Below are 11,167 nucleotides of genomic sequence, written 5' to 3'. Positions count from 1 at the left end.
ATGAGATCGCGGTGTTTGATCGTGCGCTGGATGCGGGGGAGATCGCGAAGCTGGGCGTGAGCCACGATTAGACACAGAACAGCCGGAATACGGCACGGGCCTCGGACGTATCTGTAGCGATGCGTCCTCGACTCTCTCATCTCCTCTGGCTGCCGCTTTTCCTGACCTGTGCAGGCGTGGCTGCGGCTGCGGGCAAGCTGCAATTCAACCGGGACATCCGGCCCATCCTCTCGGACAAGTGCTTTCACTGCCACGGGCCGGACAGCAAGAATCAAAAGGCGGACCTGCGCCTGGATGAACGCGCTGCCGCGATCAAGGATGGACACATCACACCGGGGAAGCCGGACAAGAGTCTGGTCCTCGAACGCATCCTCACGGATGATCCCGAAGAAGTGATGCCGCCGCCGAAGTCGAAGCTGGGCAAACTCACGCCTGCCGAAGCGGCGACGCTGAAGCAATGGATTGCGGAAGGTGCGGAGTATGAAGCGCACTGGGCCTTCATCCCGCTGAATCCGGAGTCGCTGAAAGGGCAGGACATCGACAAGGTCGTGAGCGCTGGTTTGCGGGAGCGCGGGCTGGCCCTGCAACCCGAAGCCACGGCGGAGACACTGGTTCGGCGCGTGTCGTTTGATCTCACCGGCCTGCCACCCTCGCCGGAAGAGGTGGCGATCTTCACGGCGGATCATGCTTTGAATCCGAATGCGGCGATGGAGAAGCTGGTGACGCGCCTGCTGTCCTCCCCGCACTATGGCGAGCGCATGGCGGTGGACTGGCTGGATGTGGCGCGCTACGCGGACAGCTACGGCTTCCAGGTGGATCGCGAACGAGAAGTGTGGCCGTGGCGTGACTGGGTGGTGAAGGCATTTAACGACAACCTGCCGTATGATCAATTCATCACCTGGCAGCTCGCGGGGGATCTGCTGCCAAATCCCACGGACGAGCAGGTGCTGGCCACGGCCTTCAACCGACTGCACCAGCAGGAAAGCGAGGGCGGCAGCGTGGAGGAGGAATATCGCGTGGAGTATGTGGCGGACCGCGTGCAGACCGTGGCGACGGCGTTTCTCGGGCTGACCTTCGAGTGCTCCCGCTGCCACGATCACAAGTATGACCCGATCTCGCAGAAGGACTATTACGGGCTCTTTTCCATGCTTCAGAACATTGATGAAGCGGGCCTGTATTCCTTCTTCACTCCATCGCCTCCGACTCCGGCCATGATGCTGATGGATGCGCCGACGAAGCAGAAGCTGGCGGCTTTGGAGAAGAAGGTGAAGTCGCTGGAACAGGTGGTGAAACCGCTGGATGCACCGGATTTCACGAATGGGGAGATCGCTCATTTCACCTTCGATGAACAGAAAGGGAACAAACTCGCGGATGCTTTGGCGAAACCCGTGATTCCAACGAAGACGAAAGACAAGGATGGCAAGCCCGTGAAGATCGAAGACAAAACATCAGCGACGCTGAAGGGCGAGAACAAGCTCGTGGAAGGCAAGCTCGGCAAGGCGCTGCTGTTCAGCGGGGATGATGCGGTGGACACTCCGCTGGGGAATTTTAAACGCGAAGAGCCTTTCAGCATCTCGCTCTGGATGAAGACGCCGGATGTGAAGGATCGTGCCGTGGTGATGCATCGCTCGCGAGCCTGGACGGACGCGGCGAGCCGTGGCTACGAGCTTTTGATCGAGGAAGGAAAGCTCAAGTGGTCGCTGATCCACTTCTGGCCTGGCAATGCGATCTCGATCCGCACGAAGCAGCCGCTGATGGTGAATGAATGGACACAAGTCGTGGTGACGAGCGATGGCAGCAGCCGCGCGGCGGGTTTGCGCCTCTATGTGAATGGCAATCTCGCCGAGGTGGAGATCATCAGCGATACGCTGACCAAGACCATCCAGGGCGGCGGTGGCGATAACATCAGCCTTGGCGAGCGCTTCCGTGATCGTGGCTTCAAAGGCGGGATGATCGACGACCTGCGTGTCTTTAATCGCGATGTGTCGAGTACAGCGCCTGTGAATGAGGAGCTTCAGAAGACACGCGCTGAGTTCTATGCGCTGCAGGATGCGCAGAAGGAAATCATGGTGATGCGCGAGCTGCCACAGCCGAAGAAGGCCTATCTCCTGACTCGTGGCGAGTATGACAAACGCACCGAGGAGGTCGGCCCGAGGACACCGGCGGCGCTTTCACCTTTCCCGAAGGGTGCGCCGAAGAACCGGCTTGGTTATGCGCGCTGGCTCACGGCTCCCGATCATCCGCTGACGGCTCGTGTGACGGTGAACCGTCTTTGGAACAGCCTTTTTGGTCGCGGCCTGGTGAAGACGACGGAGGACTTCGGCAGTCAGGGCGAGCGTCCGCTGTATCCTGAGTTGATCGACTACCTCTCCGTGAAGTTCATCCAGAGCGGCTGGGATGTGAAGGCATTGGTGAAGGAGATCGTGATGAGTCGGGTCTATCGCCAGCAGAGTGTCGCCGATGCGAAGACGATGGCGGATGATCCCGAGAACCAGTGGCTCGCCCGTGGTCCGCGCTTCCGACTGCCTGCGGAGATGATCCGTGACAATGCCCTGGCTTCGGCAGGCTTGCTGAAGCTGACGGTCGGTGGTCCGCCGGTGCTGCCTTATGAAATGACAGAAGCCTTTAAGCCAGCCGGTCCCGGCGGCGGAGATGCCGTCTATCGCCGCAGTCTCTACACGAGCTGGCGCCGCACGAGTCCGCCGCCCGCGATGGTGGCCTTTGATGCGCCGCGTCGTGCCGTCTGCATCTCCAAACGCGAACGCACCGACTCGCCGCTCCAAGCGCTGATTCTTCTCAATGGTGTCCAATACGTGGAGGCTGCCCGCGTGCTCGGTGAGAACCTGCATCGTTACGCCAAAGGAGATCCCGCGAAGATAATCGACATGGGCTTTCAGCTCTGCCTGAGCCGAGATCCAGATGCGAAGGAGCGAACGATCTGCACGCAGCTTTATCAGGAGCAGCTCACGCACTTCCAAGCCGCGCCCAAGGAAGCGGAGGCACTCTTCAAGACGGGCAATGCCAAACGCGATACCACCATTCCTCTCCCCGAAGCTGCTGCTGCTGCCGTGCTGGCCCAGGCGCTGATGAACCACGATGCCTGTGTGGTGAAACGTTAACCCTTCTTACTCATGAACTCGATGAATGACCTTTTGAATCGTCGCCAACTGCTCAACCGCTTCGGCATGGGCCTTGGCGGGATGGCTTTGAATGAGATGCTGGCGAAGGAAGCGGCTCCCCAGGATCGTGGCGTGCTCGATGGTACGCACTGGCAGCCGAAGGCGAAGCGGATCATCTACCTCTTCATGTCGGGCGGGCCTTCGCACCTCGACCTTTATGATTACAAGCCGCTGCTGAACAAGAGGCATGGAGAGCAGCTCCCGGACTCGGTGCGCGGCACGCAGAGGCTGACGGGCATGTCGGGGAATCAGTCGTCGATTCCGATGGTGGGGTCGCCGTTCAAGTTCACCCAGCATGGGCAGGCGGGTGGGTGGTATTCGGAGCATCTGCCGCACACGGCGGCCATCGCGGATGATCTTTGCGTGATCCGCTCGATGTTCACCGAGAGCATCAATCACGGCCCTGGCGTGACCTTTTTCCAGACGGGCTCGCAGATCGCCGGACGTCCGAGCATGGGGGCGTGGCTGAGCTATGGACTCGGCGCGGACAACTCGAACCTGCCAAGTTTCACCGTCCTGATCACGAAAGGGAAAGGCGGCCAGCCGCTTGGTTCGCATCTCTGGGGCAGCGGCTTCCTGCCGACGAAGCATCAGGGGGTGCTATTCCGCGCGGCGAAGGACCCAGTGCTCTATCTCGGCAACCCCGAAGGCATCAGCGCGAGCAGTCGCCGCCAGATGCTGGATCGCCTGAAGGAACTTCATGAGCATCAGTTCACAGGCACGCCGGATGTGGAGATCCAGAACCGCATCGACCACTACGAGATGGCGTACCGCATGCAAAGCAGCATCCCGGAGGCCACTGGAATCGAGGATGAGCCGCAGCACATCCTCGACATGTATGGTCCCGATGTGAAGACGCCGGGCACCTTTGCAGCGAACTGCCTGCAAGCGCGCCGACTTGCCGAGCGCGGTGTGCGTTTTATCCAGCTTTATCATCAGGACTGGGATCACCATGGCGGTCTGCCGGGTGCGATCCCCAAGTTATGCAAAGAGACGGATCAAGCCAGTGCTGCCCTGGTGAAGGATCTCAAACAACGCGGGCTGCTGGAGGACACGCTCGTCGTCTGGGGTGGAGAGTTTGGCCGCACGAACTACTGCCAGGGCAAGATCCAGCCTAACTTTGGTCGTGATCATCACCCGCGTTGCTTCACTGCCTGGATGGCGGGCGGTGGAGTGAAGGCGGGAAGCGTCTATGGGGAGACGGATGACTTCGGCTACAACGTCGTGAAGGACGGGCTGCACATCCACGACTTCCACGCCACGATCATGCACCTGCTGGGCATCGACCACGAGCGGCTGACTTATAAGTTCCAGGGGCGGCGATATCGACTCACCGATGTTCACGGGCACCTGGTCAAAGGCATCCTTGCCTGAGATCACTTGCCGCCTACATAGACGAAGGCGGGCGGGATATTGGGCCAGACGACCTGGCTGGTTTTCACGCCCGTCAGGTGCTGCTTGAGAAGCTGGCGGAAGCGCCGGCCGCTGGGCAGCAGGTGAAAGCCAAAGTAGGCGAAGGTGGCGAAACGTCCGCCCTGGCTGAGATGGGGCAGAACGTTGCCAAGGATCGCCTCTTGAAGCGATGGCGGGAAGGCTGTCCAGGGCAGGCCGCTGACGATCACATCAATGGGTGGTTTGCCGACGAGGTAGGTTTTGAAATCAAACTCCTGGGCACCTGCGACCTCGAAAGTCATGCCCGTGAAACGCTGGCGAAGTTGATCGGCAAAGGCGGCATTGATCTCGATGCCGAGGTAGTGGCTGCCTTTGGGCATGACATCCTGAATCGCGGCAGTGAAGGCTCCCGTGCCAGGACCAAGTTCGAGAATGTGGCGAGCTTCGCCGACTCCGGCGGATTTCATCATCTCGGCAGCCAGACCGGGACTGGAGGGGGCCACGGCACCGACGGTTTTCCAGTTGCGGAAGAATTCTCTGAGAAAGGTGGTGGCGGGCATTCGTTTGGAAAATAGGCTTGCTTGAGGAATGCGGCGAACGTTTTTCTCTCCAGTGCTGTCACTTGCCCGACATGTTTGTTTTGCGCCTCATTCTACCTCTTTTCATTGCCAGTCTGCTGAGCAGTTGCCAGACGGGCGGCAATCATAAAATTACCCTCAAGGATGGTCGGGAATTTCTCTGCAAAGGCTCGCCCAAGTTCATCGGCAAGACCGGCTACTATCGCTACAAGACCTTCCAGGATCGTGACGCGATGCTGCGCGCAGACGAGGTGCTCATGATCGAGGATCTGGGCACATGAGCGAGGCCGAGTTTCCCGAGCCTGGAATGCGGCTTGTGCTGGCTTCTCAATCGCCCAGACGGGTTCAGTTGATGCGCGAGGCGGGTTATGAATTCGACATCGTGGTGCCGGAGGTCGAGGAAGCGCACGATGGCAGTCTCTCGCCGGAGGATCTGACGGTGGAGAACGCCCGTCGCAAAGCTGTCGCGGGTGCTGTTTTGCACCCTGACGTCTTGGTGATCGGCGCGGATACCCTGGTGTATTTGGATTCGGAACCCCTCGGCAAGCCTGCCAATCTGGATGAAGCACTGACGATGCTGCGGAGGCTGTCAGGCCGATCTCATGAAGTCTGCACCGGTGTCTATCTGGCCTGGGATGCAGGAAGGCAGGGCAGGGGATTTCATGTGATCTCCCACGTTGTTTTCAAAGTCCTCGATGATGATTTGATCCGTGCCTATCACGCTCTGGTGAACCCGCTCGACAAGGCCGGAGCTTACGGCATTCAGGAGCATGGAAACATGATCATCTCCGGCCATGAGGGCTCATGGACGAACGTGATGGGACTGCCTATGGAGCGATTGACGGAGGAGCTTGAGGGGTTCGCCAGTTAGTACGTTGCCCAGACATAAAAAAGCGGCGCAACTTGCGTTGCGCCGCTGGATGAACTTTCTGCCGTCGAGGATTAGGCGAGGATTTCGTTGAGGATGCGTCCGCCGTTGACGATGTCGATGGGGCGGGCACCGTCGGACATGATGCGCTTCTCGGAATTGATGCCGAGGAGGCGATACATGGTCTTGGCGAGATCTTCTGGGCCGACAGCGTCGCGGTCGGGCTCACCACCGAGGGCGTCGGAGGCACCGTGGATGTAGCCTTCCTTCACGCCACCGCCTGCAAGAGCGACCGAGAAGACGCGTGGCCAGTGGTCACGACCATTGGTGCTGTTGATCTTCGGCGTGCGACCGAACTCGGAGCTGACCATGACAAGGGTTTTCTTGAGCATGCCACGATCAGCGAGATCGGTGATAAGGCGGGCGAAGGCTTGGTCGAAGTTCGGTGCCTGTCCATCGAAGGCTCCCTTGATGTTGCTGTGGTGATCCCAGCCACCGTAGGTGACGGACACCATGCGGACACCCGCTTCGACGAGACGACGGGCGAGGAGGAAGCGCTGGCCGGCCGTGTTGCGACCGTATTCATCGCGGAGCTTATCGCTTTCTTTGTTGAGGTCGAAGGCTTCGCGGGCCTGGGTGCTGCCGATGAGGCCATAGGCGGCCTGATAGAAGCTGTCCATGGCGTTGATGGAGTCGGCTTTTTCGACGGTGCGGAAGTGCTCATCCACTGTGCCAAGAAGGGTGCGGCGGCGATCAAAGCGCTTCTCGTCGATGTCTTTCGGGGAAAGCAGGTCGCGCACGGAGAAGTTCTTGTCCGCTGGATCACTGCCGAGTGCGAAAGGACCGAAGGCGCTGCTCATGTAGCCAGTGCCCTGTTCAGGAATGCTGACGGTGGGAACAGCGACGTAAGGAGGAAGGTTGTTGCGGGAACCCTGCTCGTGGGAGATCACCGAGCCGAAGCTTGGGAACTTGATGGCTGGGCTGGGGCGGTAGCCGGTGAACATGTTGTGCGTGCCACGCTCGTGAGCGGCTTCACCATGAGTCATGCTGCGGATGACCGTCAGCTTGTTCATGATTTTGGCGATGTTCTTGAATTGCTCACCCACATACTCACCGGGGAGGGCGGTCTTGATCGGGGTGTATGGGCCGCGATAATCGGGGCTGGCGAAAGGCTTCGGATCCCAGGACTCGTGCTGAGCCATGCCACCAGGGAGGTAGATGTGAATGATCGAATCAGCCACAGACTTGAAGCTTTCGACTTCAGGCATGACGCTGGCCGCCTGGAGACGGAGCATGTCTGGGAGAGTGAGTCCGAGTCCGCCGAGCATACCGACGTACATGAATTCACGGCGGCTCGCGCCGGTGCGGAGATCGAGGTGGTTGCCTTGGCAATTAGGATGCATTTTCATGGCGTAATAGAGGGGGGAGTTGATTGCTGACTGCGAGCCGAATACGCAAGGTGTATGCCTTTCTTGCGGTTCTGAAGTTTTTTCTTGTGATTTTGGAAAAAATCTTCGCCAGACGAATTTTTGGAGCTTCCAGCAGTCGGATAAAATGGGAGCCGAGACCCAGACATGAACCCAATGCTAGGTGATAGCAACGGGGGCGAGCCGGTTTGGGGATCACGGCAGCTTCAGCGGCACGTAGGCGGCGGCGAGGTCGATCTTGAACCGCCAGCCCACAACTTCGTCCGGCTGGTCGGGTGCGCGTTTGAAGTTCAGAGTGACCTGGCAGTCCTCGCGGCGGAGCCGATAGGGGAGTTGGTAGCTGACGGTCATGGTCGTTGGGTCATAGCGGGCGGGGACGGTGCCGAGACCGGCGACACGCAACCGGACTGACTCCGGCACCACGGTGCCGATGCGGGCGAGCTTGGCCGTGATGACTGGCTGGCGTTCTTTGATCAGTTCTTCGGGAACTGGCGAGAGTTCCACGAGAGCGTTGCCCTTGTCGTCCTTCGCGGATGAGGTCAGGAAGTGGCTCGAAGACACATCGCCCCGGCCACGGAAGCTGGTGGCGAGCTTGAAGTTCGTATCGCTGTCCCCGTGAATGATGTAGCGCCCCAGCTTCCCCAGCGGAGTGTCCCAGGTGACCTTTTGATTGTTCACCGTGATGAGGGTTTCATAACCGACCTGATGCGCGAGCTCCGTGGTGCTGTCGTCGAAGATGCCGAAGGGATAGGCGAAGGAGGTGCAGGTGATGCCGAGGTTCTTTTCGAGGAATTCCTTGGAGTCCTTCAGCTCGCCGAGCAGCCAGAGCTGATGGTCCGCCTCGTTGCGTTTCTTGTTTCCGCGCAGGCTTTCGTGAGAGACGCTGTGGCTGCCGACGTCGCAGCCATTTTTCATCATCTCGCGGATCTGGTCCCAGCTCAGCGAGCGGCCGCCGATGTTCACATACTTTTTGTAGAGGTAGATGGTGAAGGGGAAGCCGTACTCTTTCAGCACGGGATACGCAAAGGTGTGCACGCCCTCCCAGCCATCATCCATGGTGATGACGATGGCTTCCTCGGGGATGTTTTTCTTTGCCTTCCGCCATTCCAAAACATCGCTCAGGGAGATGACGGGGATGCCGGATTCTTTGATGGCCTTCATCTGCTCGGCGAACTTGGTGCCGTTGATCAGCATCGGGCTGCCGCCGCGCGCTTTGAAATCATGATAGCCGAGGATGGAAACCACAGCGGACTTGTTCAGCTCAAAGGCCTCGGCCTTGGGTGCCTCCACCTCGGGTTTCACCGTCTCAAAGACAGCACTGTTCAGCACCTTGGCCTCCAGGGCCTGCTGCTCGGGGGTGAGCACGGGCTCGGCCTTCTTTTTCGGAGCTTCTTCCGTCGGTGTGGTCAGCCCTGCCAGCCGGGCAAGGCGGTCGAGCTTCGCCTCGATGCGCTTGCACGAGGTGAGGCAGGTGAGGGCTGCAAGGAGACAGATCGGGAGAAACCGCATGGACTGGGTTTAAACGACTTTGCCGACGGGTGCAACCGGGGGAGAGCGGGAGACTGCGAGAGCGGCTGTGCCGCGAGACGCGCTTTGCCCGGAAAGACTTTGAGACTTGGAACGCAGAGTCTCCTGCGAAACTGTCTCCGTGCTCCGCACGCAGCGCGTCTTGCCCCTACCTCCGCAGCGCCGTGATCAGCTCATCCACTTTGTTGAAGAGCACCTGCATCTGCGACTGATTGTAGTCTGGGTCCACGGCCTGGCTTAAAAGAGACACCCCGTTCGAATTGCTGCTCGTCGTGGCGATGGCGGCATTCATGTCTGCCAGCGTCACTTCTCCCGGCGGGCCGCTCTGGCCCATGGGGATGCCGAAGCTCAGGTGCAGCACGTCGCCGATGACAGACACACTCACCTCCGCTGGATCACCGGCGGGCAGGGTGTTCACCGCATCCACCACGGCGGAGGTGATCGTCGGCACCGCGTCGATGAGGGTTTTCAGGCTGGTAAACTGAACGCGCAGAGGCGCGGACTCGATTTCCGCATCCTGCGGAGGGTAGTTGGGATCAAAGGGCATGGCGGTTTTTAGTTCTCGGTTCGCTGTTCTCGGTTCGCCGTTTCGTAGCGGCGGGCGTGAGCACGCCTTTGGGGAAGTTGACGGTGGTTGACCGTTGTTTTGAAGCGGGGGCAGTTCTCGGTTCGCCGTTTCGTAGCGGCGGGCGTGAGCACGCCTTCGGGGAAGTTGACGGTGGTTGACCGTTGTTTTGAAGCGGGGGCAGTTCTCGGTTCGCAGTTTCGTAGCGGCGGGCGTGAGCACGCCTTTGGGGAAGTTGACGGTGGTTGACCATTGTTTAGAAGAAGCGCTTCACGCGCAGCAGAGTCGTCATCATCGCTCCGCGTGATGAGCAGAGGAGGGGACTCCCACGCCAGACCTCCATGAGCAGCAAGCTGCCGGGAAGGGCTGGCGGGAGTCCACCGCTCCTCTTGCAGGAGCAAGAGGGCTGAATTAAGGCGCGCGGACGACGACTTCATCACTCCAGTCGCCGGGGCCGGCGCTGCCGATGGCACGCACGCGGAAGGCATAGAGCATTCCCGGCGTCAGACCCGTCACGCGTACATTCGCCGCCATGGAGACCTTCACCTGTTCCCAGACACCCGCATCCGTGTGCAGCTTGCAGTCCCACTCATAGCTGGCCGCGCCCTTCACTGTCTTGGAGCGCAGATCCACCTCACCCTCGGCTTTACGCGGTGTCGCACGCAGGTCCGCCGGGGCGGGCAGATCACCGATGGGCGCAGGCGCGGCGCGCAGGGGCAGGCCCACACTGGCCAGCGCCTCCATGTTGTTGGGTGTCGCTGCCTCGTAGAAGGCCGCGCGGGAGGTCAGAGACAGGTCCCAGGCCGCCTCCTTCGTATCGCGCACCTGGATCTTCTGCTTCCAGATCACTGCCGCCGAGTCCACCTCATCCGAGGCCGCTTGCAGGTCAGCCTGCATGGACACCATCGTTGCGTCCGGCGGCACGCGGTTGGCCGTCGGGTAAAAGGTCGTGGCGGGTGCGGCGGTGCTGGCGTTGATGTGCTGGGTGCCCATCGTGAGCTTTTCCTCCACCGTTTTCTTGCTTAACTCGAGCTTGAATTTCATGGTTCTGTGTTTGGTTTGGATTTGAGGATTCCAAGGAGCCGGCCCACTGCCTGAGTCATAGGTCTCGTGCAGGTCATAGCGGGCATGAGAATCGAATCGAGGCATGGGAAAAGGATCTCTGGGGTTCGCCGACTACTTCACCTCATCCGGGGGAAAGTACCTCCGCTAGAGAATTGGGCATCCTCACTTTTCCTGATCTCGCCCGTCCGCCTTCCATTCCCTCGTCACACGATCCACCTCCCCATCCAGCTCCACCATACTGATTCCCAGGGCCACGCAGAGCCGCTTTTTCATACCCTCTGTCATGCTGTGACGGCCATGCTCAATATGCTGGACTTCCCCTCGGGAAACATGGGCCAGGGCAGCCAAATCCTCCTGACTAAGCCCCCGCCCAATCCTTCGATGCTTCACACACCAGCCGAGCACTCGTAAGTGCAGGTCCACTTCTGCCGCCATTTCCGAGCCTGTCAGAAAGTTTGTGTGGAGGGTCAAAACCGAGGACAGGAAGACATGAGAAGACCCAAAACGAAGGAAGACAAAGCGCTCGATGAAGCGCTGGACGTGTTAATCGCCAAAAGCGGCCATTC

10 protein-coding genes are annotated in these 11,167 nt (G+C 59.8%); 4 read left to right on the top strand and 6 right to left on the bottom strand.

Annotated features, from left to right (window positions below; genetic code table 11):
* The first annotated feature begins 119 nt into the window (after positions 1 to 119).
* Both AC6FTP_RS23035 and AC6FTP_RS23030 read left to right on the top strand, forming a co-directional pair.
* Entirely contained in the window at positions 120 to 3,119 is a 3,000-nt protein-coding gene (locus AC6FTP_RS23035; protein WP_497209252.1) for a DUF1553 domain-containing protein, read from the top strand.
* 12 nt (positions 3,120 to 3,131) lie between these two features.
* The gene (locus tag AC6FTP_RS23030; RefSeq protein WP_497209251.1) at positions 3,132 to 4,553 is read left to right on the top strand and encodes a DUF1501 domain-containing protein; all 1,422 of its coding nucleotides are present in this window, start codon (positions 3,132 to 3,134) and stop codon (positions 4,551 to 4,553) included.
* 2 nt (positions 4,554 to 4,555) lie between these two features.
* Here the strand turns inward: AC6FTP_RS23030 and AC6FTP_RS23025 are convergent, their stop codons facing one another.
* Positions 4,556 to 5,131 (bottom strand): class I SAM-dependent methyltransferase, encoded by a 576-nt coding sequence (locus AC6FTP_RS23025; protein WP_497209250.1) that lies wholly within the window; start codon positions 5,129 to 5,131, stop codon positions 4,556 to 4,558.
* Positions 5,132 to 5,202: 71 nt separating this feature from the next.
* Here AC6FTP_RS23025 and AC6FTP_RS23020 point away from each other — a divergent pair, with 71 nt between their 5' ends.
* Positions 5,203 to 5,430: a YgdI/YgdR family lipoprotein gene (locus AC6FTP_RS23020; RefSeq protein ID WP_497209249.1), complete on the top strand. Its 228-nt coding sequence runs from the start codon at positions 5,203 to 5,205 to the stop codon at positions 5,428 to 5,430.
* Entirely contained in the window at positions 5,427 to 6,020 is a 594-nt protein-coding gene (locus AC6FTP_RS23015) for a Maf family protein (RefSeq protein WP_497209248.1), read from the top strand. Before AC6FTP_RS23020 ends, AC6FTP_RS23015 begins: the two co-directional genes overlap by 4 nt.
* Positions 6,021 to 6,091: 71 nt before the next feature.
* Here AC6FTP_RS23015 and AC6FTP_RS23010 read toward each other — a convergent pair whose 3' ends face one another.
* From AC6FTP_RS23010 to AC6FTP_RS22990, 5 genes are all read right to left on the bottom strand, one after another.
* A complete protein-coding gene (locus AC6FTP_RS23010; RefSeq protein ID WP_497209247.1) occupies positions 6,092 to 7,426 on the bottom strand; it encodes a DUF1501 domain-containing protein in 1,335 nt (444 codons plus the stop codon).
* A gap of 213 nt (positions 7,427 to 7,639) precedes the next feature.
* Entirely contained in the window at positions 7,640 to 8,953 is a 1,314-nt protein-coding gene (locus AC6FTP_RS23005; RefSeq protein WP_497209246.1) for a polysaccharide deacetylase family protein, read from the bottom strand.
* Positions 8,954 to 9,119: 166 nt separating this feature from the next.
* A complete protein-coding gene (locus AC6FTP_RS23000) occupies positions 9,120 to 9,518 on the bottom strand; it encodes a hypothetical protein (RefSeq protein WP_497209245.1) in 399 nt (132 codons plus the stop codon).
* Positions 9,519 to 9,947: 429 nt separating this feature from the next.
* Positions 9,948 to 10,580, bottom strand: a complete 633-nt coding sequence (locus tag AC6FTP_RS22995; protein ID WP_497209244.1) for a fibronectin type III domain-containing protein — start codon at positions 10,578 to 10,580, stop codon at positions 9,948 to 9,950.
* Positions 10,581 to 10,763: 183 nt separating this feature from the next.
* On the bottom strand, positions 10,764 to 11,036 hold the full coding sequence (locus AC6FTP_RS22990) for a helix-turn-helix domain-containing protein (RefSeq protein WP_497209253.1): 273 nt from the start codon (positions 11,034 to 11,036) through the stop codon (positions 10,764 to 10,766).
* Positions 11,037 to 11,167: the final 131 nt, after the last annotated feature.

Origin of the sequence: Prosthecobacter sp. (assembly GCF_044378005.1) — a bacterium.
GTDB lineage: Bacteria > Verrucomicrobiota > Verrucomicrobiia > Verrucomicrobiales > Verrucomicrobiaceae > Prosthecobacter.
The sequence above is the reverse complement of the archived record's forward strand: the minus strand, read 5'-3'. Positions and strand labels throughout refer to the sequence as shown.

What these genes read in the sequence shown, in the direction of transcription:
- AC6FTP_RS23015 (WP_497209248.1), top strand. Translation starts at nt 5,427, where the DNA reads ATGAGCGAGGCCGAGTTTCCCGAGCCTGGAATGCGGCTTGTGCTGGCT.
- AC6FTP_RS23000 (WP_497209245.1), bottom strand. Translation starts at nt 9,518, where the DNA reads ATGCCCTTTGATCCCAACTACCCTCCGCAGGATGCGGAAATCGAGTCC.
- AC6FTP_RS23030 (WP_497209251.1), top strand. Translation starts at nt 3,132, where the DNA reads ATGAACTCGATGAATGACCTTTTGAATCGTCGCCAACTGCTCAACCGC.
- AC6FTP_RS23005 (WP_497209246.1), bottom strand. Translation starts at nt 8,953, where the DNA reads ATGCGGTTTCTCCCGATCTGTCTCCTTGCAGCCCTCACCTGCCTCACC.
- AC6FTP_RS23025 (WP_497209250.1), bottom strand. Translation starts at nt 5,131, where the DNA reads ATGCCCGCCACCACCTTTCTCAGAGAATTCTTCCGCAACTGGAAAACC.
- AC6FTP_RS23010 (WP_497209247.1), bottom strand. Translation starts at nt 7,426, where the DNA reads ATGAAAATGCATCCTAATTGCCAAGGCAACCACCTCGATCTCCGCACC.
- AC6FTP_RS23035 (WP_497209252.1), top strand. Translation starts at nt 120, where the DNA reads ATGCGTCCTCGACTCTCTCATCTCCTCTGGCTGCCGCTTTTCCTGACC.
- AC6FTP_RS22990 (WP_497209253.1), bottom strand. Translation starts at nt 11,036, where the DNA reads ATGGCGGCAGAAGTGGACCTGCACTTACGAGTGCTCGGCTGGTGTGTG.
- AC6FTP_RS22995 (WP_497209244.1), bottom strand. Translation starts at nt 10,580, where the DNA reads ATGAAATTCAAGCTCGAGTTAAGCAAGAAAACGGTGGAGGAAAAGCTC.
- AC6FTP_RS23020 (WP_497209249.1), top strand. Translation starts at nt 5,203, where the DNA reads ATGTTTGTTTTGCGCCTCATTCTACCTCTTTTCATTGCCAGTCTGCTG.